Below are 24072 nucleotides of genomic sequence, written 5' to 3' on the forward strand. Positions count from 1 at the left end.
TCAAAAGCCCCCCGGCGTGCGTGCGTGCCAGTCCGTGGCCTGCTGGAAGCGGTGCGCTGCGTTCAGCAGCTTCGCTTCGCCGAAGTAGTTGCCGATCAGCTGCAGGCCCACGGGCATGCCGCCGTCGAAGCCCGCAGGCACGCTCATGCCGGGCAGGCCGGCCAGCGATGCGGGCAGCGTGAAGATGTCGGCGAGGTAGTCGGCCACGGGGTCGCCGCCGTGCTCGCCGATCTTCCAGGCGGTGGTGGGCGCGGCGGGGCCGGCGATCAGGTCGCACTGCCTGAAGGCCTGCTGGAAGTCGTCGGCGATCATGCGGCGCACTTTCTGCGCCTGCAGGTAGTAGGCGTCGTAGTAGCCGTGCGAGAGCACGTAGGTGCCGATCATGATGCGGCGCTTCACTTCGTCGCCGAAGCCTTCGGCGCGCGTCTTCTCATACATGTCGGCGAGGTCCTTGTACTGCTTCGCGCGATGGCCGAACTTCACGCCGTCGAAGCGGCTCAGGTTGCTCGAGGCCTCGGCCGCGGCGAGGATGTAGTACACCGGAATCGACAGCTCGGTGCGCGGCAGGCTCACCTCGACGCGCTTCGCGCCGAGCTTCTCGTACTGCGAGAGCGCCGCATCGATGGCCGCGTGCACGCCGGGCGCCACGCCTTCGCCGAAGAACTCCTTCGGCACACCGATGCGCAGGCCGTCGAGCGAGTCGTTCAGCGAGCGGCCGAAGTTCTCGGCGGGCTTGTCGAGCGAGGTCGAATCGCGGTCGAGATCGGGGCCGCAGAAGGCCGACAGCAGCAGCGCGCAGTCTTCGGCCGAGCGGGCCATCGGGCCGGCCTGGTCGAGGCTCGATGCGAAGGCCACCATGCCGTAGCGCGAGGCGCGGCCGTAGGTCGGCTTGATGCCGGTCACGCCGCAGAACGACGCGGGCTGGCGGATCGAGCCGCCGGTGTCGGTGCCCGTGGCCGCGGGGGCCAGGCGTGCCGCGACGGCCGCCGCGCTGGCGCCGGACGAGCCGCCCGGAATGCGCTCGCGATTCCACGGGTTCTGCACCGGCACGGCGGTGTCGTGGCCGACGGCGGGCACGGCGACGTTCTCGTTGGCCGAGCCCATCGCGAACTCGTCGCAGCTGAGCTTGCCGAGCGTGACTGCACCAGCTTCGGCCAGGCGGCGCACCACGGTCGCGTCGAAGGGCGAGCGGTAGCCCGCGAGCATCTTCGAGCCGGCGGTGGTGGCGAAATCGGTGGTGACGAAGATGTCCTTGTGCGCGATCGGCACGCCGGCCAGTGCGGGGGCATTGCCCTTGGCGATCAGTGTGTCGGCGGCGCGGGCCTGGGCCAGCGTGACTTCTTCATTGATGTCGACAAAAGTGCCCAGCGATTCGTGCGCCTTCATGCGGCCCAGGAACGCCTGCGAGGCTTCGACGGCCGAGACCTTGCGTTCGGCCAGGGCGCGGGCCAGGGCGACCACGCCCATCTGGTGCAATCGTTCGCCGCTCATTATTCGATCACCTTCGGCACGAGGAACAGGCCGGCTTCGACGGCCGGGGCGCTCTTCTGGTTGGCTTCGCGGTTGTTCGGTTCGCTCACCACGTCGTCGCGCAGGCGCAGCGTGATGTCTTCGAGCGCGGCCACGGGATGGGCCAGCGGCTCGACGCCGGTGGTGTCCACGGAACGCATACGTTCGACTAAATCGAAGAAGCCGTTGATCTGGCTGAGCATGCGCTCGCTTTCACCGGAAGCAAGCTGCAGCCTCGCCAGCGAGGCAATGCGCGCAATATCTGAAGCGGAGAGTGACATAGGTCGGGACGGCCAAAAAAAGCGGGGGTAATCGCACGCCGAAACGGGTGCTAATACAGGAACCAGAGGGGATTCGGTTATTATCCCGCCTTTGCCGCAACCCCCGCGAACACGCCGGCTTTTGCGCCAAAAACGATCAATTCACCCCGTCACACGACCCAAAAAATAGAGCGACGACCTGCCGATGCGCAGGCCGTGCTCAGAGGATTCCGCACATGTTTGGAGCTTTCCGTCGGTACTTTTCCACCGACCTTGCGATCGACCTCGGCACCGCCAACACCCTGATATTCGCCCGCAACAAGGGCATCGTGCTGGACGAACCCTCGGTTGTCGCGATCCGCCACGAAGGCGGCCCCCACGGCAAGAAGGTGATCCAGGCCGTCGGCCGCGAAGCCAAGGCCATGCTGGGCAAGGTGCCCGGCAACATCGAGGCGATCCGCCCGATGAAGGACGGCGTGATCGCCGACTTCGTGATCACCGAGCAGATGATCAAGCAGTTCATCAAGATGGTGCACCCGCGCACGCTGCTCACGCCGAGCCCGCGCATCATCATCTGCGTGCCCTGCGGCTCCACCCAGGTCGAGCGCCGCGCCATCAAGGACGCGGCCGAAGCCGCTGGCGCCACCTCCGTCTATCTCATCGAGGAACCCATGGCTGCAGCCATCGGCGCCGGCCTTCCCGTCAGCGAAGCCTCGGGCTCGATGGTGGTGGACATCGGCGGCGGTACCACCGAGGTGGGCGTCATCAGCCTGGGCGGCATGGTCTACAAGGGCTCTGTGCGCGTGGGCGGCGACCGCTTCGACGAAGCCATCATCAACTACATCCGCCGCAACTACGGCATGCTGATCGGCGAGCCGACGGCCGAAGTCATCAAGAAGAACATCGGCTCGGCCTTCCCGGGCTCCGAAGTCAAGGAGATGGAAGTCAAGGGCCGCAACCTGTCCGAAGGCGTGCCGCGCAGCTTCACCATCAGCAGCAACGAAGTGCTGGAAGCCCTGACCGATCCGCTCAACAACATCGTCTCGGCCGTGAAGAACGCGCTGGAACAGACGCCGCCCGAGCTGGGCGCCGACATCGCCGAGCGCGGCATGATGCTGACCGGCGGCGGCGCGCTGCTGCGCGACCTCGACCGCCTGCTGGCCGAGGAAACCGGCCTGCCGGTGCTGGTGGCCGAAGACCCGCTGACCTGCGTGGTGCGCGGCTGCGGCATCGCGCTGGAGCGCATGGACCGTCTCGGCAGCATCTTCACGAGCGAGTAAAACGCGAAAGCCATCATCGGCCGGCCTCTGCTTGCGCAGGCCGGCTTTTTGTTATTTGATTCCGCACCACCGCCGGGTCTGAATTCATGCCTCTGGGCACGCTCGATCGCACAGCGCCACCCCTGTTCAACCAGGGGCAGTCGGCACTCAGCAAGCTGATCTTCTTCGGCGCGCTCGCCCTGTTCCTCATGGTGGCCGATTCACGCTTCCGCATCGTGCAGCCGATCCGTGCGGGTATCGGCGCGGTGCTCTACCCGGTGCAATGGGTGGCGATGAAGCCGGTGCAGGCGGTGCTCGGCGGCGGGCGCTACCTCGAAGACTTGCAGACCGCCCAGCGCAACGAGGAAGACGCGCGCAAGGCGCTGATGATGCAGGCCGAACGCGCCGCCCAGGCCGACACGCTGACGCAGGACAACGCCCGCCTGCGCGAACTGCTCGAACTGCGCCAGACCACCACGACGCCGGGCCGCGCGGCGGAGGTGCTCTACGACGCGGCCGACCCCTACACCCGCAAGATCGTCATCGACCAGGGCATGACCCAGGGCGTGGCGCCCGGCTCGCCGGTGATCGACGCGCGCGGCGTGCTCGGCCAGGTCACGCAGGTGCTGCCCTTCACGAGCGAGGTCACGCTGGTGATCGACCGCGACCTTTCCATTCCCGTGCAGAACACCCGTACCGGCGTGCGCAGCGTGGCCTTCGGCGACGCCTCGGCCCACGGTGGCGGGCTGGAGCTGCGCTTCATGGCCGCCAACGCCGACCTGCAGGAGGGCGACCTGCTCTCCACCAGCGGCGTCGACGGCATCTATCCCGCCGGCCTGCCGGTGGCGAAGATCGAGCGCATCGAGCGCCGCGCCGACTCCGCCTTCGCCCGCATCTACTGCGTGCCGCTGGCCCACGTGACGGCCGCGCGCTACGTGCTGGTGCTCGAACCCACCGGTGCCCCGATGGCGCCGCCGCCCGCGCCCGCGGCGGCCACGCAGCGCAAGCGGCCTGAAGGCAAGCCCGGCGCGGGCAAGAACGAGAAGAAGCCGGGAGCGCGCCAATGATCAAGCGTCCCGGCCAGCAGCAGCTCCTGCTGCCCGTCAGCCCCGTCTTCATGTGGTCGAGCCTCATCGTGGCGCTGCTCGTCAACATGATTCCCATTGGCCGCGCCGTCTGGATGCCCGACCTGCTGGCGCTGGTGATCGTGTTCTGGGGCGTGCACCAGCCCGCACGCGTGGGCGTCGGCGCGGCCTTCGTGTTCGGGCTGTGCATGGACGTGCACCAGGCCTCGATGCTGGGCCAGCACGCGCTGGCCTATACGACGCTGGGCTTCTTTGCGATCACCATCCACCGGCGCCTGCTCTGGTACCCGGTGGCGTCGCAGGCGCTGCAGGTGCTGCCGCTGTTCGCGCTGTCGCAGCTGATCGAGGTCATCACGCGGATGGTCGGCGGCGGCGTGTTCCCGGGCTGGACGGTGCTGGTCTCGCCTGCCATCGAGGCTGCGCTCTGGCCACTGGTCACTGCCTTGCTGCTCGCACCACAGCGCCGCACCCCGGAACCCGACGAGAACCGTCCGCTATGAGCTCTCCCCCAGGCTTCGCGCACTTCGTGTCGCTTCGCCAACCCCCTCGCCGGGGGCAACACCAGCGGCCGGGCAAAGCCCGTTCCGCGGTGTTTCGCGATGAATCCGCGCCGCTTCCGTTCGGCTCGGGAGGCGCATTTGCCATCGCACCTGCGCGCGCCTAAGCTCCCTCCGCCATGACCGAAATCCGCAACGTAGCCGCCGACCTTGCGCGCTTCAAGCGCCGCGTGATCGTCATCGGTCTTGCCGTACTGTTTGCCTTCGGCCTGCTGTGCGCGCGGCTGGTGTACCTGCAGGTCGTGCGCCACGAAGACCTGGCCGAGCAGGCCGAGAGCAACCGCACGGCCATCGTGCCGGTGGTGCCCAACCGGGGGCTGATCCTCGACCGCAACGGCATCGTGCTGGCCTCCAACTACTCGGCCTACACGCTGGAGATCACGCCCTCGAAGGTGGGCGACGTCGAGGAAACCATCGACAGCCTGACGCAGGTGCTCGAAGTCTCGCCGCGCGACCGCCGCCGCTTCAAGCGCCTGCGCGAGGATTCGCGCAGCTTCGACTCCATTCCGATCCGCACCCGCCTGAGCGACGAGGAAGTCGCGCGCTTCGCGGCGCAGCGCTACCGCTTTCCGGGCGTGGAGATCAAGGCGCGCCTGTTCCGCAACTACCCGCAGGGGGAGCTGGCCTCGCACGTGCTCGGCTACATCGGCCGCATCAACCAGCGCGAGAAGACCGCAATGGAAGACTGGGACGAGGAAGACCAGGCCAACTACAAGGGCACCGACTACATCGGCAAGCTCGGCATCGAGCAGAGCTACGAGAAGACGCTGCACGGCCAGACCGGCGTGGAACAGATGGAAACCTCGGCCGGCGGGCGCGCCGTGCGCCGGCTCGCGAGCCACCCCGCCACGCCGGGCAACACGGTGATGCTGTCTCTCGACATCAAGCTGCAGAAGCTGGTGGAAGACATGTTCGGCGACCGCCGCGGCGCGCTGGTGGCCATCGACCCCAAGACCGGCGAGGTGCTGGCCTTCGTAAGCAAGCCCACCTTCGACCCGAACCTGTTCGTCGAAGGCATCGACAACGAAAGCTGGGCGGCGCTGACCGAGTCCATCGACAAGCCGCTGCTGAACCGCGCGCTGCGCGGCACCTACCCGCCCGGCTCGACCTACAAGCCCTTCATGGCGCTCGCCGCGCTGCAGACGGGCAAGCGCGGGCCCAGCGTGGTGATCAACGACCCGGGCTATTTCAACTTCGGCGGCCACCGCTTCGGCAGCCCTGAAGGCAACATCGGGGGCGTCGACATGCGCCGCTCGATCCAGCTGTCGAGCAACATCTACTACTACTCGTTGGCCAACGAGATGGGCGTGGACCTGATCCACGACTTCATGAAGCCGCTGGGCTTCGGCCAGATCACCGGCATCGACCTGGGCGGCGAAGTGCGCGGTGTGCTGCCGAGCACCGAGTGGAAGCGCAACACCTACAAGCGGCCCGAGCAGAAAAAATGGTACGCGGGAGAGACCATCTCGCTGGGCATCGGCCAGGGCTACAACGCCTTCACGATGCTGCAGCTCGCGCAGGCCACGTCCATCGTGGCCGACGGGGGCATGAAGCACAAGCCGCACCTCGTGCTGGCCACGCGCAACACGGTGAGCGGGCAGGTGGTTCCGCTGCCCCAGCCCCCGGCGGAAAACCTCGGCTTTGCGGCAGCCAACGTGGCGGTGGTCCGTGAGGGCCTGACCAGCGTGGTCACCAGCGGCACCGCGCGCGGTGTGTTCGCGGGCGCGGGCTACCAGGCGGCCGGCAAGACAGGCACGGCGCAGGCGGTGACGCAGGCGCAGAACACCAAGTACAACGCGCGCGCACTCGAAGAGCATCAGCGCGACCATGCGCTGTTCATGGCCTTCGCACCGGTGAACGATCCGAAGATCGCGGTCGCGGTGATCGTGGAAAACGCGGGTTGGGGCGCCGGCGCCGCGGCGCCCATTGCGCGCCGCGTGTTCGACTACTGGTTGATGGACCAATACCCGAGCGAAGCCGACATGGCCGCGATCAAGATCGGCAAGGCCGCCGCGCCGATGGGCAAGCCGCGCGTGGCGAGCGAAGTGGCATGGCCTGCCGCTGCGGCGACTCCTGCAGCCGCGCCCTGATCTCCTGCTCCCTCTCCCCTTGGGGAGAGGGTTGGGGTGAGGGTGAGCGGCAATGAAGTCCGCGCGATGTTGCAAGGCCGGCTGCCCTCACCCTGGCCCTCTCCCAGAGGGAGAGGGGACAAGACGTCAGACCACGGTGCCGGTGACTTCACCCAGGCCGATGCGCACCGCACCGTCACGTTCGCACCAGCCACGCATCACCAGCGTATCCCCGTCCTCCAGGAACGTGCGCTTCTCGCCGTTCGGCAGCGTGATCGGTTGCTTGCCGCCCAGCGTCAGCTCGATCAGCGAGCCGGCTTCGTCGGCCTTGGGGCCCGACAGCGTGCCCGATCCCAGCAGGTCGCCCGGTTGCAGGTTGCAGCCGTTCACCGTGTGGTGCGCGACCAGCTGCGCGGCTGTCCAGTAGGCGGCCTCCGTGGTGTTGCCGCGCGTGAGGCGCACGGGCGCGACGCCCTCGGCGCGCATCTTCGCGGTCTGCAGCAGCACTTCGAGCGTGATGTCGAGCGCGCCGCTCTCGCGGTTCGGCGCCGAGTCGAGGTACGGCAGCGGCTGCGGGTCTCCGGCGGGACGCTCGAATTTCGCGCGGAAGGGCGCCAGCGCCTCCATCGTCACGATCCAGGGCGACAGCGTGCTCGCGAAGTTTTTCGAGAGGAAGGGGCCGAGCGGCTGGTATTCCCAGGCCTGCAGGTCGCGTGCCGACCAGTCGTTGAGCAGTGTCACGCCGAACAGGTGTTCCTCGGCATCGGCGATGGCGATGGGCTCGCCCTGCGCGTTGCCACGGCCGATGAAGAAGCCCAGCTCCAGCTCGTAATCCAGCCGCTTCGACGGGCCGAAGCTCGGCTCGGCCGCGTCGGGCGCCTTGGTCTGGCCCTGCGGGCGCTTGAAGACCTGGCCGCTCACGCCGATGGACGAGGCGCGGCCGTGATACCCGATGGGCACCCACTTGTAGTTGGGCATCAGCGGCTGGTCGGGGCGGAACAGCTTGCCGATGGTGGTCGCGTGGTGGATGCCGGTGTAGAAGTCGGTGTAGTCGCCGATGCGGCAGGGCACGGTCATCTCGGCCTCGGCTTGCGCGAGCAGCGCCTTCGACCACGCGGCCTGCTTGTCGCTGCCTTCGGCCAGGCCGGCGGAGATGGCGGCACGCAGTGCCTGCCGCTCCTTCGTGCCGGCTTCCATCAGCGCATTCATGTCGTCGGTGTCGACGAGGCCCGCCGCGCGCAGGTCCAGCACCTGGTCGCCGATGGCGACGCCGATGCGGAAGGCTTCATTGCTGCCGGCGAAGCGGAAGCGGCCGAAGGGCAGGTTCTGGATCGGGAAGTCGCAGCCGGCTTCATTGGCCGAGGCGACCCAGCTGCGCAGCTTCGGGTCATGGGTGGCGTTCAGTGCGGTCATGGATGTCTTTCTGCTCGATGTCTGTTTGTCTGTCTGATCAGTCTGCGGTCATGCCGGCCTTCTTGGCCACGTCACCCAGGCGCTGGTATTCGGTCTCGGTCAGCGTCGCCAGCTCATGCGGCGTCGAGCCGCGCGGCGAGAAGCCGGCCTGCGCCAGCTTGGCCTTCACGTCGGGCATCGCGAGCGCCTCGACGAAGGCGTCGTTCAGCGCCTTCACGACCGGTGCCGGCAGCTTCGCCGGCCCGTACACGCCGAACCACGGCTCCAGCGCGTAGCCCTTCAGGCCCGCCTCGGCCATCGTCGGCACGTCGGGCAGCGAGGGCGAGCGGCTCGGCCCCGCCACCGCCAGCGCGCGCAGCTTGCCAGCCTGGATGTGCGGCAGCGAGGCCGGCAGGTTGTCGAACATCACGCCGATGTTGTTGCCCAGCATGTCGGTGATGGCCGGGCCGCTGCCCTTGTAGGCCACGTGCACGAACTCGGTGCCGGTCATCTGCGCGAACATCACGCCGGCCAGGTTCATCGAGGTGCCGGCGCCCGCGGTGGCGTAGGGCAGGCCGGGGGTCTTCTTCGCGGCCGCGATCAGCTCGGGCACCGACTTCACGGCCGAGGCCGCCGGCACTTCGAGCACGATGGTCGAGGTGCCCAGCAGGCTGATGGCGGTGAAGTCCTTGCGCGGATCGAAGGCCATCGACTTGTAGATGTGCGGGTTCAGCGCATTGGTCGAGATCGCGCCGAAGCCGATGGTGTAGCCGTCGGGCGCGGCCTTGGCCACCGCGTCCATGCCGATGTTGCCGCCCGCGCCGCCGCGGTTGTCGATCAGCACCGGCTGGCCCAGTTTTTCCGACACCTTCTGGCCCACGGTGCGTGCCACCAGGTCGGTGGTGCCGCCGGGTGTATAGGGCACGATGAAGCGGATGGGCTTCGAGGGGTAGTCGGCGGCCTGCGCGAACAGGGGCGCGGCCAGCAATGCCACGGCCGCAGCGCGGCGCGTGAGGGTGAACGGTGTCTTCGTCATGCCTTGAACTGGTCCTTGAGGCCGGCCCAGCAATCGGCGTAGTCCGTGTCGAGCGCCGGGCTCTTCAGCGCGAAGTTCGTCGGCACGAAGCGATAGCGGCTCTCGAACATGAAGGCCAGCGTGTTGTCGAGCTTGTGCGGCTTGAGGTCGGCGTGCGTGGCCTTGTCGAAGGCTTCCTCGTCGGGGCCGTGCGGCACCATGCAGTTGTGCAGGCTCGCGCCGCCGGGCTTGAAGCCGCCCGGCTTGGCGTCGTACTCGCCCAGCACCAGGCCCATGAACTCGCTCATCAGGTTGCGGTGGAACCACGGCGGGCGGAAGGTGTTCTCCATCACCATCCAGCGCGGCGGGAAGATCACGAAGTCGCAGTTGGCCGTGCCGGGCGTGTCGCTCGGCGAGGTCAGCACGGTGAAGATCGACGGATCGGGATGGTCGAAGCTGATCGAGCCGATCACCATGAAGTGCGCCGTGTCGTACTTCACCGGCGAGAGGTTGCCGTGCCAGGCGACCACGTTGAAGGGCGACTGCTTCATCGGCGCCTGCCAGAAGCGGCCGCCGAATTTCTTGACGATCTCGTAGGCACCTTCTTCCGATTCGAAGGCCGCCACCGGCGCCTGGAAGTCGCGCGCGTTGGCCAGGCCGTTCGAGCCGATCGGGCCGAGTTCGGGCAGGCGGAAGTGCGCGCCGTAGTTCTCGCAGACGTAGCCGCGCGAGAGGCCGTCGGGCAACGCCACCTTGAAGGCCATGCCGCGCGGCAGCAGCGCGATCTCGCCGGGCTTCACGTCGAGCACGCCGAGTTCGGTGGTGATGACGAGGCGGCCCTGCTGTGGGACCACCAGCATCTCGCCGTCGGCGTTGACGAAGGCGCGGCGCTCCATCGAGCGGCCCGCGAGGTACATCAGCGAGCCGATGCCGACCTGCGATTCGGCGTCGCCATTGGCCGCGATGGTGCGCATGCCGTCGATGAAGTCGGCCTTGGCCGCCGCTTCGTCCAGCGGCTGCGGGTGCCAGCGCAGCGGCTCCGGCGGCAGCGCGACTTCGCGGTCGGCGCCGGTGCTCCACAGCGGCTGGGCGTACGGCTGGTAGCGGCCCGACACCACCGAGGGCTGTCGGCGATACAGCCAGCTGCGGCGGTTCTCGTGGCGCGGCGCGGTGAAGGCGGTGCCGGAGATCAGCTCGGTGTAGAGGTCGAAGGGGCCGCGCTGCGGATTGTTGCGACCCTGCGGCAGCGCGCCGGGCACGGCCTCGGAGGCATATTCGTTGCCGAAGCCGCTCTGGTAGCGCCGTTCGGGGGACCGGGTTGCTTGGGTCATGTGCTTGCTCTTTCGGGAGTCGCGATGAGGTTGGAATGCGGTGGTGCTCAGCCCGCGCGGGCCGCGTCGAAGGCTTCGCGCAGCACGGCCAGCGAACCGACGTGGTTGGCCAGCACGAGTACGAGGCGCGCGTTGAAGGCGTGGCTCTCCTCGGTCGAGAGCCCCTGGTGCGCCTCGATGAGCGCTTCGTAGAAATCGTCGGGGGCGTCGAGGTTCGGCGCGGTGATCAGGTGTTGTTGCTGCATGGTGTTCTTCACGCCTTTGCGAGTGCGCGGTCGATGGCCGCGCGGATGTCCGCCGCCGCGGGCTGGCGCCAGCGCGCGCACACATGCTGGTCGGGCCGCAGCAGGTACACGGTGCCGGGCCGGGCGTCGTAGCGCTGCGCGGCGAGTTCGCTGCCCCGGGCGCCGTCCTCGACGCGCACCACGTGCAGCGGCAGGTCGCTGGCCTTGAGCTCGCCCAGGCTGCGCTCGGCCGCCTCGCCCTCGCCGAAAACCAGCGCGGTGAATTGCGAGACGTGGCATTCGCGCAGCAGCCAGCCGGTGCTGCCGTCCGCATGCACCACCGGCGCGTCGGCCGCCGCGGCGCCTGGCACCATCGCGCCCGAGAAGGTGTCGGCATCGGCCGTGTTCAAAGGCGAATCGCGCAGCACCGTGGCCACCGACAGCCGTCCGCTGTTGACCAGCGTGCGTGCAAAGGCGTGGCGCTTCGTCAGCTCCAGCACCGCGTCGCGGAAGAGGCGGCTCACCTCGCTCTTGGGCGTGATGAAGTCGGTGGCACGGGTGGAGTTGCGGATGTTCTCGTCGGCGGCGTATTCGCGCTCGCTGGCGTAGCTGTCGAGCAGCGTGTCGGGCGCGTTGCCCTGCACCACGGCCGCGAGCTTCCAGGCGAGGTTGTCGGCGTCCTGCACGCCCGAGTTGGCGCCGCGCGCGCCGAAGGGCGACACGCCGTGCGCCGAGTCGCCAGCGAACAGCACGCGGCCTTGGCGGAAGTGCTCCATGCGCTGGCAGGCAAAGGTGTAGACGCTGGCCCAGCCGATCTGGAACTGCACGCCCTCGAAGCCGATGCTGTCGAGCAGCGCGCGCACGCGCGGCGTGATGTTCTCGGGCTTGCGTTCTTCCACCGGGTCGGCGTCCCAGCCGAGCTGGAAGTCGATGCGCCACATGCCGTCGGCCTGCTTGTGCAGCAGCACGCTCTGGCCCGGATGGAACGACGGGTCGAACCAGAAGCGGCGCTCGGTCGGCAGGTGCGCGTCCATCGTGATGTCGGCGATCAGGAAGCGGTCGCGGAACACGCGGCCCTTGGCTTCCAGGCCCAGCAGCTGGCGCAGGTTGGAGCGCGAGCCGTCGCAGGCGGCGACGTGGTCGGCCTGCAGTTGGTAGCTGCCTTCGGGCGTCTCCACGGTGAGCACCGCGCCGTCGCCGCGCTGCGCGATGCCGGTGACCTTGTTGTTCCAGCGCAGGTCGATCAGCGGCAGCGTGGCCGCGCGTTCGACGAGGTAGCCTTCGACGTAGTACTGCTGCAGGTTGATGAAGGCCGGGCGCTCGTGGCCGGGCTCGGGCAGCAGGTCGAAGCGGTAGACCTGCTCGTCGTGGAAGAACACCTTGCCCACGTTCCACGATACGCCCTTGTCGACCATGCGGTCGCCGCAGCCGAGGCGGTCGAACACTTCGAGCGTGCGCTTGGCGAAGCAGATGGCGCGCGAGCCGCTGGACAGGGTGTTGTCGTTGTCCAGCAGCACCACGGGCACCTGCCGCAGCGCGAGGTCGATGGCGAGCGTGAGGCCGACGGGGCCGGCGCCGACGATCACCACGGGGTGATGGGCGGGTGTGGCCGCGTCCTGGTCGGCGTGGCGGCGGTAGTCGAAGCGCAGACTTTGATAGTCGATCACGTGTTGTCTCCGTGTCTTTTGCCTTGCTCCTTCCCCCTTTGGCGGAAGGTCGGGATGGGGCTCGACGGCGCTCGAAACTGGCGCTCTGCCTGCCCCCGCCCCAGCCCTCCCCCAGCGGGGGAGGGAGCAATGCGGGATCAGCCTTCGAGGGCCTTCCACATGTCGATGTCGCGCTGCGCCGTCCACACGCGCGGGTCTGCATGGCCCGAGGCTTCGTCGTACGCCCGGCTCACGTCGAACGGCATGCAGTGGTCGAAGATCACCCACTGGCTGTATTTGGGCTTGAGCTTTGCGTACGTGTCCTTGTAGACCGTGTTCAGGTCGCGCCCGGCCTTCACGCCCTCCTGCACGCTGGCGTACACGTCGGAGATGAAGTTGCGCGTGCCCGTCAGGCCCTCGGCCACCTCGGCCGGCGTGGTCAGCGCTGCGCCGCGGCCCGGCACCAGCGCGGCGGGCTTGAGTGCGGCGATGTTGTCCAGCGTTTGCGGCCAGTCCTTGAAATAGGCATCGCCGGCGTACGGCGTGGCGCCGAATTCCACCAGGTCGCCCGACAGCAGCGTGCGCTCCTGCGGCAGCCAGACGACGGTGTCGCCCTTGGTGTGGCCGCGGCCCAGCTGGATCAGTTGCACTTCGAGCTTGCCGAGCCACAGCGTCATCTTGCCGGTGAAGGTCATGGTGGGCCAGGTCAGGCCCGGCGGCACGGTCTCGACGTTCTGGAACAGGCGCGGGAAGCGGCCGATCTCGCTGGCCTTGTCCTGCTCGCCGCGCTCCACGATCAGGTCGCGCGTGTCCTGGCTGGCCAGGATGTGCTCGGCACCGTAACCCGCTGCGCCCAGCACGCGCACCGCGTGATAGTGCGTGAGCACCACGTACCTGATGGGCTTGTCGGTCACTTCGCGGATGCGGCGCACCACGTCGGCCGCCATGGCGGGCGTGGCCTGGGTGTCGGCCACCAGCACGCAGTCGTCGCCGATGACGATGCCGGTGTTCGGGTCGCCCTCGGCGGTGTAGGCCCAGGCATGTTCCGAGATCTGGCTGAAGGTGACCTTTTTCTCTTCCATGTCGGCCTGGCTGGCGAATTTCTTGGCTTGGCTCATCGGGTGTCTCCGTCGGTGGGTGGGTCTTGGATTCGTTTAAAGCAAACGAATTCGCGGTTAACGAATTTCCGCAGTGTAAACCGCGGATCAGTTAATGTCTAATCCCTTCTTCATGAACGAACGACCAGAAGGCGAGGCCGGCCATGGCAGCCAATGACACCGACCGCGCCCAGCGCGGCATCCAGAGCATCGAAGTCGGCGGCCAGCTGCTGCGCGCGCTGGTGCACCACGGCCGGCCCATGGCGCTGAAGGACCTTGCGCGCGAGGCCGACATGACGGCCGCCAAGGCGCATCCGTACATGGTCAGCTTCGGGCGCCTGGGCCTGATCGAGCAGGACCGCGCCAGCGGCCACTATCTGCTTGGCCCGCTCGCCTTGCAACTGGGCCTCATCAGCCTGCAGCAGGCCGACCCGGTGCACATCGCCACCCCGCTGATCGGCCAGCTCGCGCAGCAGACCGGCCACACCGTGGCGCTGGCCGTGTGGGGCGCGCGCGGCGCGACCATCGTGCGCACGGCCGAGTCGCCGTCGCCGGTGCACGTGAACATGCGGCACGGCACGGTGTTCTCGCTGACCAACACGGCTTCGGGCCGGGTGTTCGCCGCCTACCTCGATGCCGACGCGGTGCGCCAGCTGCTCGAGGAAGAGCGCCAGCGCCGGGGCCAGCGCAAGGGGGCAGAGCCGAACCCGCCCGCCGGCATGCCGCCGGTGCAGCCTCTGCCGTCGTGGAGCGATTTCGAGCGCCAGCTGCAGGAAGTGCGCACGCACGGCATCAGCCGTTCCGACGGCGAGGTCATCCAGGGTGTCAGCGCCATGGCCGCGCCCGTCTTCGACCACACCGGTGCCATCGTGCTGGCCCTGACCGCCATCGGCCCGGCGGGCATCTTCGATACCGCGTGGGATGGCGAAATTTCCCGTGCGCTCAAGGCTTGCGCGGGCACGGTGTCGCAGCGGCTGGGCGCCACCCCCGCGCCGGCCACCCCGGGCTGAAGGTTCAGCCCTTCCTGCCGCCCAGCAGCACCAGCGCGCCGCCCACCACGATGGCGGCCACGCCGGCCCAGGCCGGGAGGTTGACGGTCTGCTTCTCCTTCATCGAGAGCTCCAGCGGGCCCAGCTTGGCCTGATGAGTTTCCTTGGTGAAGCTGAAGCTGCCGAGGCCCAGGACGGCAATGCCGCCCACGATCAGCAGGATGCCGACGATGCGTGTCGCGTTCATGGGATCGATCCTCCGTCCATCAGGTTGTGACTACCGGGGCGCCTGCGGCGATTGCTGCTGCAGCTGCCCCACCCACTGCACCACCTCGGCCACCGCGGCATCGCTGGCTGCAATCAGTGCCTTCACGCCGCCGGGCGCGTCGGCGCTGGGCGCGGGGCGGCGCACGGTGAACACGCGCTGGCCCAACACGCGGTCACCGCCGGCCGTGCTGCGGACCAGCGTGGCGCGCAGGCGCACCAGGCCGACGCTGGCGCTTGCCGAGTCGAAGTACTGGCTGAATTCGTCGAGCGAGATGCGCAGCATGTCTGGCACCTCGCCCTTGCTGCGCGAGATGGTGGCGCTTTCTGCCGGGCCGAGCACGGTGCGGCGTTCGGCCAGCGTGTCGCTGAGCCGCTGGCGCAGCAGTTGCGCCGGCGGCAGGCTCCAGCGCGACTGGCCGTAGGGGCGCAGCTCGTTGGCGTCGGCGTAGCCCAGCCGGTAGAGGATCTGCGTGCCATCCAGGCGCGTGTTACTGTCGAACTCGGCCAGCGCCAGCGTGGGGAGAGGGGCGGCGGAGGAGGGCGCGGCCGCGGCAGGCGCCGCCAGGCCGGGGCCGAAGTCGTAGAGCGTGGCGCGCGCGGGCTTGTCGGGCAGCGCGCCGCAGCCGGCGGCCAGCAGCACGCAGCCCAGGACGGCGGCAGCCGGGTTCATCAAGGAGCGAATGGCGTTCATGGTCGATGGTCCTCCCTCAATCAGGGCCGTGTCGCGGCCGGCGCGCTGAAACCCGGTTCGCCCGGACCCGCGGCCGCGCCGCCGTTGCCGAACAGCAGCGATTGCGGGTTGTCGTTGATGCTGTCCGCCGCGCGGCCCAGCCGGCGCACGGCGTGCGAGGTGTCGTCGGCTACGCGGTTCACGCGCGGCAGTGTGGCCGCGTTGAACGAATCGACCGCCTGCGCCAGCGCCTTGGTGCCCTCGCTCAGCCGTTCGACGGGGCCTTCGGGTGCGTTCAGCCGGCCCACGGTGGTGTTGAAGTTGTTGGCCACGCGCGAGACGTCGCCGGCCGCCTTCTTCACCGAGGCCATCGTGTCCGGCAGTTTGGTCAGCGCAGGGTTCAGGCCGGTCTTCACCGTGTTGTCCAGCGTCTTCAGCAGCGTGTTGGCGCTGGCCGAGGCGGCCGCGATGCTCTCCAGCGCGTCGGCCGCACGCTTCTGGTTGGGGTCGCTCAGCAGCGTGTTGGCGCGCTTCGTCACTTCCTCGACCTGGTTGATGATGGCTTCGCCGCGATCCTGCAGCTGCGCCAGTATCGACGGCTTGAGCGGGATGCGCGGCGGGTTGTCGTCGTCCGGCTTCAGTGCCACGTTCGACTCGCCCTTGTCGTCCAGCGCGATGAAGGCCAGGCCGGTCACGCCCTGGTAGCTCAGCGTGGCGAAGCTGGAGGTGGTGAGCGGCACCCGCTCGTCGACCGAGATGCGCACGCGCACATTGCCCTTGACCTTGGGGTCGAAGTCGATCGACGTCACCTTGCCCACCGCGATGCCGCGGTAGCGCACCGTCGCCTGCGGCTGCAGGCCGCTCACGGCGTCGCGCGTGGAGAGTTCGTAGATGTTGCGCACGGTGTTGTCGCGCGTGAACCAGATCACCAGCGCGACGAGCGCGGCGATCAGGCCGAGCACGAAGGCGCCGGCGGCGAGGGCGTGGGCCTTGTTTTCCATGGTGTGTCTGCCTTTCAGCGTTCGCCCGCGCTGGCGGGCTGCGATGGTGCATCGGCGGGCTTGTCGTGCAGCGCCTCCAGGGCGCGCTGGCCGCGCCCGCCGAGAAAGTATTCGTGGATGAAGGGGTGCGGATACGCGATGACCTCGCGCGCCGTGCCGGTGACGATCACCTTCTGGTCGGCCAGCACCGCGATGCGGGTGCTCAGGTCGAACAGCGTGTCCAGATCGTGCGTGACCATCACCACCGTGAGGCCCAGCTCGCGGTGCAGGCCGCGCAGCAGGTCGCAGAAGCTGTCCGACGCCTCGGGGTCGAGGCCGGCCGTGGGCTCGTCGAGCAGCAGCAGCGGCGGGTCCATGATGAGCGCGCGCGCCAGCGCCACGCGCTTGATCATGCCGCCCGACAGGTCCGCCGGGCTCTTGTTCGCATGCTGCGGACCCAGGCCCACCATCTGCAGCTTCACCAGCGCCGCGTGGCGGATCAGCTCGTCGGGCAGCAGCTTCAGCTCGCGCAGCGGAAAGGCGATGTTCTCCAGCACGCTGAAGGCCGAGAACAGCGCGCCGTGCTGGAACAGCATGCCCACGTTGGCCGCGCCCGAGGCGCTGAGCTCGCCGGGCTCCTGGCCCAGCACCTCGACATGGCCGCGCGTGGGTTTTTCGAGCCCGAGGATCTGGCGCAGCAGCACCGTCTTGCCCGTGCCCGAGCCGCCGACCAGCGAGAGCACCTCGCCGCGGTCGATGTGCAGCTGCAGGTCGCGGTGCACCACCTGTTCGCCATCGGCGCTCTGGAACGCCGTCCACAGGCCACGGATGTCCACCACGGTGGTGTCGGTGTCGGGGCGCACGGGCATGCTCATGGTTTCACGCCCTCACGCACGGAAGCCGATGCCCTTGAAGAGCACGGCGAACAACGCATCGACCAGGATCACCGCGGTGATCGAGGTGACCACCGACGAAGTGGTGCCGTGCCCGAGGCTTTCGGTGTTGGGCTTGACCTTCATGCCGAAGTAGCAGCCGATCAGCGCGATCAGGACGCCGAACACCGCCGACTTGGCCGTGGCCAGCCAGAGGTTCGAGATCGGCACCGCGCGCGGCAACGCCGAGAGAAAGTAGGCCGGCGAGATGTCCAGCGCCGCGTCGGCCGCCAGCATGCCGCCTGCCAGCGCGGCCATCGAGGTCCACAGGCTGATCAGCGGCATGGCGATGGCCAGCGCCAGCACGCGCGGCATCACGAGGCGAAAGCCGTGCGGAATGCCCATCACGCGCATCGCGTCGAGCTCTTCCGTCACGCGCATCACGCCGATCTGCGCCGTGATGGCCGAACCCGAGCGCCCGGCGATCAGCACGGCCGCCAGCACCGGCCCGAGCTCGCGCACCAGCGACAGCCCGAGGATGTTCACCACGAAAGTCTCTGCGCCATATTGGCGCAGCTGCTGCGAGATCAGGTAGGCCAGCACCACGCCGATCAGCAGCCCGACCAGCGCCGTGATGTGCAGCGCCGTGGCGCCGAACTGGTAGAGGTGCCCCGAGAAATCGCGCCACGGCCCGCGGTGCGGCGCGCGGATCAGCTTGCCGATGTCGAGCGCGAGCTGGCCAATGAGTTCCGTCAGGTCGCGCATGACGAACATCGCGCGCGGCCCGAGGTGCGTGAACGCGCGGACGCGGTCGTTCAGCGAAGGCCCGGGTTCGGCCGGCGTCGGCACGGTGTACTGCGCCACCTGGTCGAGCACTGCCTTGTGCTGCGGCGACATCTCGAGCGTCGCGGGCCATTGGTGGTGCCAGTGCTCCCACAGCAGCTGCGCGCCGATGTGGTCGAGCTGTTCGATGGGGCGCAGGTCCCAGGCGCGGTCGTCCGCGGGCGGGGCGGCTGCCAGGTCTTTCGCCAGTGCCTGCCAGGCCGGCTTGGACGACATTGCCAGCGTGGTCCAGCAGCCGCTGGCCACCGTCCATTGGCGGCCGTCCTGCTCCCGCCGCCCGACGCGGGGCCGCGCGCTGTCGGCGGCGGGAGCGTCGGCAGGCGATGTGGCAGGGGACATAGGGCGGATGAGAGGGAAAGTTAACAGGTGCAGGGCTGGATGCGCGCATCGTAACCGGGTGCATCCGTGCGCCATGTGTCGCAGACCCCTCGTTTGCGTAGGGCGCGACGCCGTTTTTCGGTTTCCTTTTTCACGATTCGCGCCGGCCTCCGGCCCGGCCGCGGCCCGCTCATGCCGCGAAGCCCGCCGCCAGCGCCTCGCGCAGCCACGCCACGAAGGCCGTCACTGCCTGCGGCACGTGCGTGGCATAGGGCCGGATGGCATACAGCCGCTCGCCGAACGCGCCCACCGAACGCCATTGCGGCAGCACCTGCTGCAGCTTGCCCGACTGCAGCGCCGATTGGGCGCTGAAGTCCGGCACCAGCGCGATGCCCAGGCCGCCGAGGGCGGCGTCGCGCAGCGCCTCGCTGTTGTTGGCGACCAGCGGTCCCGAGACCGGCACCGTGATGCGCGGCGCCGCGGCCTTGCCCTTCTGCGGCGCGCGGGCCTCGAAATGCCAGGTCGGCGTTTCCTGCGCACGCGGGTAGTGCAGGCAGTCGTGGCCGGCCAGCGCCTGCGGCTCGCGCGGCGTGCCGCGGCGGCGCAGGTAGGCGCGGCTGGCCACCAGCACCGAGCGGGTCTCGCACAGCGTCCAGGCCACGTGCGTGTCCGGCGGCGCGGCCGTGTGGCGGATGGCCAGATCGAAGCCTTCCATCGCGAGCGAGCTGAGCCGGTCCGACAGGTCGAGCTCGATGCGCACCTCGGGCTGCGCGCGCAGGAAGTCAGCCAGCCGGGGCACCAGCTGCTGGCGCGCGAAAGCCACCGGCGCCGTCACCCGCACCAGCCCGCGCGGCACGCCCGCGAGGTCGCGCACGCCGGCGAAGCTGTGGGCGATCTGCTCGAACGGGCCGCGCATGTCCTCCACCAGCCGCTGGCCGGCCTCGGTGAGCCGCACGCTGCGCGTGGTGCGCTGCACCAATGGCGCACCGGCCGCGCGTTCCAGCTCGGCGATGCGCTGGCTCATGGCCGCCTTGCTCACGCCCAGGCGCAGCGCCGCCGCCGTGAAGCTGCCCTGCTGCGCCAGCACCGTGAGCCAGTGCAGGTGCGTCCAGAGCGCTTCGATATTTTGGGGTTTCATGTATCCATTGTTCAGCAGGATGAACAATAAGTTCAAGCTTCGCGTCTAGGCGCGCGCCGAGGTGCTGCCTAAACTGGCCGCACCCCCTCATTCTTCTGCGTCAGCGAAAGCCTTCTCCATGCCCACCTCCATCGATCATTTCATCGGCGGCAAGCCCGCCGCCAACACCTCCGGCCGCAGCCAGGACGTGACCAACCCCGCCACCGGCGCCGTGACCGGCAAGGTCGGCCTGGCCGACGCCGCGCAGGTCTCGGCTGCCGTGGCCGCCGCGCAGGCCGCCTTCCCGGCCTGGGCCGACACGCCGCCGATCCGCCGCGCGCGCGTCATGTTCAAGTTCCTGCAACTGCTCAACGAGCACAAGGACGAGCTGGCCCACCTCATCACCGCCGAGCACGGCAAGGTCTTCACCGACGCGCAGGGCGAGGTCTCGCGCGGCATCGACATCGTCGAGTTCGCCTGCGGCATTCCGCAGCTGCTCAAGGGCGACTTCACCGACCAGGTGAGCACCGGCATCGACAACTGGACGCTGCGCCAGCCGCTGGGCGTGGTCGCCGGCATCACGCCCTTCAACTTCCCGGTGATGGTGCCGATGTGGATGTTCCCGGTGGCGATTGCCGCCGGCAACACCTTCGTGCTCAAGCCCAGCCCGACCGACCCGAGCGCATCGCTGCGCATGGCCGAGCTGCTGAAGGAAGCCGGCCTGCCCGACGGCGTGTTCAACGTCGTGCAGGGCGACAAGGCGGCGGTGGATGCGCTGCTCGAGCACCCCGACGTCAAGGCCATCAGCTTCGTGGGCTCCACGCCGATTGCCAACTACATCTACGAGACCGGCGCCCGCCACGGCAAGCGCGTGCAGGCCCTGGGCGGCGCGAAGAACCACATGGTGGTCATGCCCGACGCCGACATCGACCAGGCGGTGGACGCGCTGATCGGCGCGGGCTACGGCTCGGCCGGCGAGCGCTGCATGGCCATCTCGGTGGCGGTGCTGGTGGGCGACGTGGCGGACAAGCTGCTGCCCAAGCTGATCGAGCGCACGAAGACGCTGAAGGTGCTCGATGGCGAGAACCTCGCGGCCGAGATGGGCCCGATCGTCACGCGCGCCGCGCATGAGCGCATCACCGGCTACATCGATCTGGGCCAGAAGGAAGGCGCGAAGCTGCTGGTCGACGGCCGCGAGTTCGACGGCAACAAGGCAGGCGCAGGCTGCGGCGATGGCTTCTGGATGGGCGGCACGCTGTTCGACCACGTCACCCCCGAGATGCGCATCTACAAGGAAGAGATCTTCGGCCCGGTGCTCGGCTGCGTGCGCGTGGCCAACTTCAAGGACGCGGTCGACCTGATCAACGCGCACGAGTTCGGCAACGGTGTGAGCTGCTTCACCCGCGACGGCAACGTGGCGCGCGAGTTCGGCCGCCGCATCCAGGTGGGCATGGTGGGCATCAACGTGCCGATCCCGGTGCCGATGGCCTGGCACGGCTTCGGCGGCTGGAAGCGCTCGCTGTTCGGCGACATGCACGCCTATGGCGAAGAGGGCGTGCGCTTCTACACCAAGCAGAAGTCGATCATGCAGCGCTGGCCCGAGAGCATCGGCAAGGGCGCCGAGTTCGTGATGCCGACGGCAAAATAGGCTCACCCCCGACTCTCGCGCACTTCGTGTCGCTCGCATCCCCCCTCAAGGGGGCGCTCCCGGCGGCCCGGCGGAGCCGGTTCCGCGGGAGCACTGGTACTGGCAAATGGCAACGGCGCGGTGGGGCGCCGTGGGCAAATAAGAACGAGCAGAAGGAGACAACCAATTGAGCGACACCACCTTCGACTACATCATCATCGGCGCCGGCACTGCCGGCTCGCTCATGGCGAACCGGCTCAGTGCCGACAAGAGCAAGCGCGTGCTGCTCATCGAGGCCGGCCGCAAGGACGACTACCACTGGATCCACATTCCGGTCGGCTACCTCTACTGCATCGGCAACCCGCGCACCGACTGGCTCTACAGCACCGAGCCCGACGCCGGCCTCAACGGCCGCGTGCTGCGCTACCCGCGCGGCAAGACGCTGGGCGGCTGCTCCAGCATCAACGGCATGATCTACATGCGCGGCCAGTCGCGTGACTACGAGCATTGGGCCGACCTCACCGGCGATGACGGCTGGCGCTGGCAAAACGTGCTGCCGGCCTTCAGGAAGCACGAGGACTTCTACCTCGGCGCCGACGAGATGCACGGCGCGGGCGGCGAATGGCGGGTGGAGAAGCAGCGCCTGCGCTGGGACATCCTCGACGCCTTTGCCGAAGCTGCGGTGCAGGCCGGCGTGCCGCACTCCACCGATTTCAATCGCGGCAGCAACGAGGGCGTGGGCTACTTCCAGGTCAACCAGAAGAACGGCTGGCGCTGGAACACCGCCAAGGCCTTCCTGCGCCCGACCTGCTACGGCCGGCCCAACTTCGAACTCTGGACCGGCGCGCAGGTCTCGCGCCTGCTGTTCGAGACGCTGCCCGACGGCACGCGTCGCTGCACGGGCGCGGAAGTGTGGAACGGCAGCGAGATGACCACCGCGACCGCGTCGCGCGAGGTTGTGTTGAGCGCAGGCTCCATCGGCTCGCCGCAGATCCTGCAGCTCTCGGGCGTCGGCCCGGCCGAGCTGCTGCGCCAGCACGGCATCGACGTGGTGCTCGATGCCCCTGGCGTCGGCGCCAATCTGCAGGATCACCTGCAGATCCGCGCGGTCTACAAGATCGCCGGCGCGCCCACGCTCAACGTGATGGCCTCGTCGATGGTCGGCAAGGCAAAGATCGGCCTCGAATACCTGCTCAAGCGCAGCGGCCCGATGAGCATGGCGCCCTCGCAGCTGGGCGCCTTCACGCGCAGCTCGCCCGAGCACGAATGGCCCAACCTGCAGTACCACGTGCAGCCGCTGTCGCTCGATGCCTTCGGCGATCCGCTGCACAGCTTTCCGGCCTTCACCGCGAGCGTGTGCAACCTCAACCCCACGAGCCGGGGCTCGGTGCGCATCAAGAGCAAGCGCTTTGAAGATGCGCCGGCCATCGCGCCCAACTACCTGAGCACCGACGAAGACCGCAAGGTGGCAGCCGACTCGCTGCGCGTGACGCGCCGCATCGCCGAGCAGCCCGCACTGGCCAAGTACAACCCGCAGGAATGGAAGCCCGGCGTGCAGTACCAGAGCGACGAAGATCTCGCGCGGCTGGCCGGCGACATCGCCACTACCATCTTCCATCCGGTCGGCACCACGAAGATGGGCGCCGAGGGCGACCCGATGGCCGTGCTCGATTCGCGGCTGCGCGTGCGCGGCGTGCAGGGCCTGCGCGTGGTCGATGCCGGCGCGATGCCGACCATCACCAGCGGCAACACCAACAGCCCGACATTGATGATGGCCGAGAAGGCAGCAGGCTGGATCGTCGAAGACAACCGCTGAGGTCGCGCGCAGGGTGACAACGTGAAAGGCGCAGGCATTTTGTTCAAGATTTGCCGCGCCGTTTAGCCGACAGTGCGTTGTCCGGCGAGGCAATTCCGCTTTCGCTGCCCAACAACCCTGCCCTGGAAAGAAGCATGTCCGACATCAAGACGACCCCCGCGACAGGCGCCTCGCGGCGGCGTATTCTGGCCGGCGCGGCCGGCATCGCGACCGTGTCCGCCCTCGGTACTTCGAGCGCGGCTGCCGCGCAAAAGCACGCTGACCACACGAAAGGATCCCCCATGAGCTTTGTCACCACCAAGGACGGCACGAACATCTTCTACAAGGACTGGGGACCGCGCAACGCGCAGCCCATCGTCTTTCATCACGGCTGGCCCCTGAGCGCCGACGACTGGGACACGCAGATGCTGTTCTTCATCGGCAAGGGCTACCGCGTGATCGCGCACGACCGCCGCGGCCACGGCCGCTCCTCGCAGACCGCGGGCGGGCACGAGATGGACACCTACGCGTCGGACGTGGCGGCGCTGACCGACGCGCTGGACCTGAAGGACGCCGTGCACATCGGCCATTCGACGGGCGGCGGCGAGGTGGCGCGCTACGTGGCGCGCGCCAAACCGGGCCGCGTGGCCAAGGCCGTGCTGGTGGGCGCCGTGCCGCCCATCATGCTCAAGACAGCGGCCAACCCCGGCGGCCTGCCGATGGAGGTGTTCGACGGCTTCAGGGCCGCGCTCACGGCCAACCGCACGCAGTTTTTCATCGACATACCCACCGGCCCGTTCTACGGCTTCAACCGGCCGGGCGCGAAGGTCTCGCAGGGCCTCATCGACCGCTGGTGGCTGCAGGGCATGATGGGCGCGGCCAATGCGCACTACGAGTGCATCAAGGCCTTCTCCGAGACCGACTTCACCGAAGACCTGAAGAAGATCGACGTGCCGGTGCTCGTGATGCACGGCACCGACGATCAGGTCGTGCCCTATGCGAATTCGGGGCCGCTCGCGGCCAAGCTGCTCAAGCGCGGCACGCTGAAGAGCTACGAGGGCTACCCCCACGGCATGCTGTCCACGCATGCGGACGTGATCAACCCCGACCTGCTGGCGTTCGTGAAGAGCTGAGGCCGGGCGCGCCGCGG

Annotated in this window: 22 protein-coding genes; 8 read left to right on the forward strand and 14 right to left on the reverse strand. The window is 68.6% G+C overall.

What is annotated here, in order from left to right; genetic code table 11:
* A complete protein-coding gene (gene gatA / locus ACEN9N_RS26175) occupies window positions 1-1491 on the reverse strand; it encodes an Asp-tRNA(Asn)/Glu-tRNA(Gln) amidotransferase subunit GatA (protein WP_495654871.1) in 1491 nt (496 codons plus the stop codon).
* On the reverse strand, window positions 1491-1790 hold the full coding sequence (gene gatC, locus ACEN9N_RS26180; RefSeq protein WP_007833433.1) for an Asp-tRNA(Asn)/Glu-tRNA(Gln) amidotransferase subunit GatC: 300 nt from the start codon (window positions 1788-1790) through the stop codon (window positions 1491-1493). Before gatC ends, gatA begins: the two co-directional genes overlap by 1 nt.
* Window positions 1791-2005: 215 nt before the next feature.
* On the opposite strand from gatC, the gene ACEN9N_RS26185 reads away from it, so the two are divergent.
* The 4 genes from ACEN9N_RS26185 to mrdA all read left to right on the forward strand — a co-directional run bounded on the left by ACEN9N_RS26185 (window position 2006) and on the right by mrdA (window position 6760).
* Window positions 2006-3049, forward strand: coding sequence for a rod shape-determining protein (locus tag ACEN9N_RS26185; RefSeq protein WP_007833435.1), 1044 nt, complete (start codon window positions 2006-2008; stop codon window positions 3047-3049).
* 86 nt (window positions 3050-3135) lie between these two features.
* Window positions 3136-4095 carry a rod shape-determining protein MreC gene (gene mreC / locus ACEN9N_RS26190; protein ID WP_007833437.1) on the forward strand — a complete coding sequence of 320 codons (960 nt, stop codon included), beginning with the start codon at window positions 3136-3138 and terminating at the stop codon, window positions 4093-4095.
* Window positions 4092-4613, forward strand: a complete 522-nt coding sequence (gene mreD, locus ACEN9N_RS26195) for a rod shape-determining protein MreD (RefSeq protein ID WP_007833440.1) — start codon at window positions 4092-4094, stop codon at window positions 4611-4613. The genes mreC and mreD overlap by 4 nt, the downstream gene beginning before the upstream one ends.
* A 176-nt stretch (window positions 4614-4789) precedes the next feature.
* Window positions 4790-6760 carry a penicillin-binding protein 2 gene (gene mrdA / locus ACEN9N_RS26200; protein ID WP_007833442.1) on the forward strand — a complete coding sequence of 657 codons (1971 nt, stop codon included), beginning with the start codon at window positions 4790-4792 and terminating at the stop codon, window positions 6758-6760.
* Between the two features lie 126 nt (window positions 6761-6886).
* Here mrdA and fahA read toward each other — a convergent pair whose 3' ends face one another.
* The 6 genes from fahA to ACEN9N_RS26230 form a co-directional block, all read right to left on the reverse strand.
* Window positions 6887-8152 (reverse strand): fumarylacetoacetase, encoded by a 1266-nt coding sequence (gene fahA, locus ACEN9N_RS26205; RefSeq protein ID WP_495654872.1) that lies wholly within the window; start codon window positions 8150-8152, stop codon window positions 6887-6889.
* A 37-nt stretch (window positions 8153-8189) separates the two neighbouring features.
* Complete coding sequence (locus ACEN9N_RS26210; protein WP_495654873.1) at window positions 8190-9167, reverse strand: Bug family tripartite tricarboxylate transporter substrate binding protein; 978 nt, start codon at window positions 9165-9167, stop codon at window positions 8190-8192.
* Window positions 9164-10477 carry a homogentisate 1,2-dioxygenase gene (hmgA, locus tag ACEN9N_RS26215; protein ID WP_495654874.1) on the reverse strand — a complete coding sequence of 438 codons (1314 nt, stop codon included), beginning with the start codon at window positions 10475-10477 and terminating at the stop codon, window positions 9164-9166. Before hmgA ends, ACEN9N_RS26210 begins: the two co-directional genes overlap by 4 nt.
* 47 nt (window positions 10478-10524) lie before the next feature.
* Window positions 10525-10722: a DUF2783 domain-containing protein gene (locus tag ACEN9N_RS26220; RefSeq protein ID WP_007833460.1), complete on the reverse strand. Its 198-nt coding sequence runs from the start codon at window positions 10720-10722 to the stop codon at window positions 10525-10527.
* Window positions 10723-10730: 8 nt separating this feature from the next.
* Entirely contained in the window at window positions 10731-12368 is a 1638-nt protein-coding gene (locus ACEN9N_RS26225; RefSeq protein ID WP_413312282.1) for an FAD-dependent oxidoreductase, read from the reverse strand.
* 137 nt (window positions 12369-12505) lie between these two features.
* Window positions 12506-13465 (reverse strand): MBL fold metallo-hydrolase, encoded by a 960-nt coding sequence (locus ACEN9N_RS26230; protein ID WP_413312284.1) that lies wholly within the window; start codon window positions 13463-13465, stop codon window positions 12506-12508.
* 143 nt (window positions 13466-13608) lie between these two features.
* Here ACEN9N_RS26230 and ACEN9N_RS26235 point away from each other — a divergent pair, with 143 nt between their 5' ends.
* The gene (locus tag ACEN9N_RS26235; RefSeq protein WP_007833466.1) at window positions 13609-14454 is read left to right on the forward strand and encodes an IclR family transcriptional regulator; all 846 of its coding nucleotides are present in this window, start codon (window positions 13609-13611) and stop codon (window positions 14452-14454) included.
* Between the two features lie 4 nt (window positions 14455-14458).
* Here ACEN9N_RS26235 and ACEN9N_RS26240 read toward each other — a convergent pair whose 3' ends face one another.
* The 6 genes from ACEN9N_RS26240 to ACEN9N_RS26265 form a co-directional block, all read right to left on the reverse strand.
* Complete coding sequence (locus tag ACEN9N_RS26240; RefSeq protein WP_007833468.1) at window positions 14459-14680, reverse strand: hypothetical protein; 222 nt, start codon at window positions 14678-14680, stop codon at window positions 14459-14461.
* A 30-nt stretch (window positions 14681-14710) separates the two neighbouring features.
* Window positions 14711-15391, reverse strand: coding sequence for an ABC-type transport auxiliary lipoprotein family protein (locus ACEN9N_RS26245; protein WP_413312287.1), 681 nt, complete (start codon window positions 15389-15391; stop codon window positions 14711-14713).
* Window positions 15392-15411: 20 nt separating this feature from the next.
* On the reverse strand, window positions 15412-16371 hold the full coding sequence (locus ACEN9N_RS26250; protein ID WP_007833473.1) for an MlaD family protein: 960 nt from the start codon (window positions 16369-16371) through the stop codon (window positions 15412-15414).
* A 14-nt stretch (window positions 16372-16385) separates the two neighbouring features.
* Window positions 16386-17225 (reverse strand): ABC transporter ATP-binding protein, encoded by an 840-nt coding sequence (locus ACEN9N_RS26255; protein WP_007833475.1) that lies wholly within the window; start codon window positions 17223-17225, stop codon window positions 16386-16388.
* A 12-nt stretch (window positions 17226-17237) separates the two neighbouring features.
* Window positions 17238-18404 carry an MlaE family ABC transporter permease gene (locus tag ACEN9N_RS26260; protein WP_495654875.1) on the reverse strand — a complete coding sequence of 389 codons (1167 nt, stop codon included), beginning with the start codon at window positions 18402-18404 and terminating at the stop codon, window positions 17238-17240.
* Window positions 18405-18573: 169 nt separating this feature from the next.
* A complete protein-coding gene (locus tag ACEN9N_RS26265; protein WP_007833492.1) occupies window positions 18574-19521 on the reverse strand; it encodes a LysR family transcriptional regulator in 948 nt (315 codons plus the stop codon).
* 118 nt (window positions 19522-19639) lie between these two features.
* On the opposite strand from ACEN9N_RS26265, the gene ACEN9N_RS26270 reads away from it, so the two are divergent.
* The 3 genes from ACEN9N_RS26270 to ACEN9N_RS26280 all read left to right on the forward strand — a co-directional run bounded on the left by ACEN9N_RS26270 (window position 19640) and on the right by ACEN9N_RS26280 (window position 24055).
* Complete coding sequence (locus ACEN9N_RS26270) at window positions 19640-21148, forward strand: CoA-acylating methylmalonate-semialdehyde dehydrogenase (protein WP_413312292.1); 1509 nt, start codon at window positions 19640-19642, stop codon at window positions 21146-21148.
* Window positions 21149-21314: 166 nt separating this feature from the next.
* Window positions 21315-22943: a GMC family oxidoreductase gene (locus tag ACEN9N_RS26275; protein WP_007833494.1), complete on the forward strand. Its 1629-nt coding sequence runs from the start codon at window positions 21315-21317 to the stop codon at window positions 22941-22943.
* Window positions 22944-23224: 281 nt separating this feature from the next.
* Window positions 23225-24055 (forward strand): alpha/beta fold hydrolase, encoded by an 831-nt coding sequence (locus ACEN9N_RS26280; RefSeq protein ID WP_007833495.1) that lies wholly within the window; start codon window positions 23225-23227, stop codon window positions 24053-24055.
* Window positions 24056-24072 lie beyond the last annotated feature (17 nt).

The sequence above is a fragment of the Variovorax sp. Varisp46 genome (assembly GCF_059491885.1).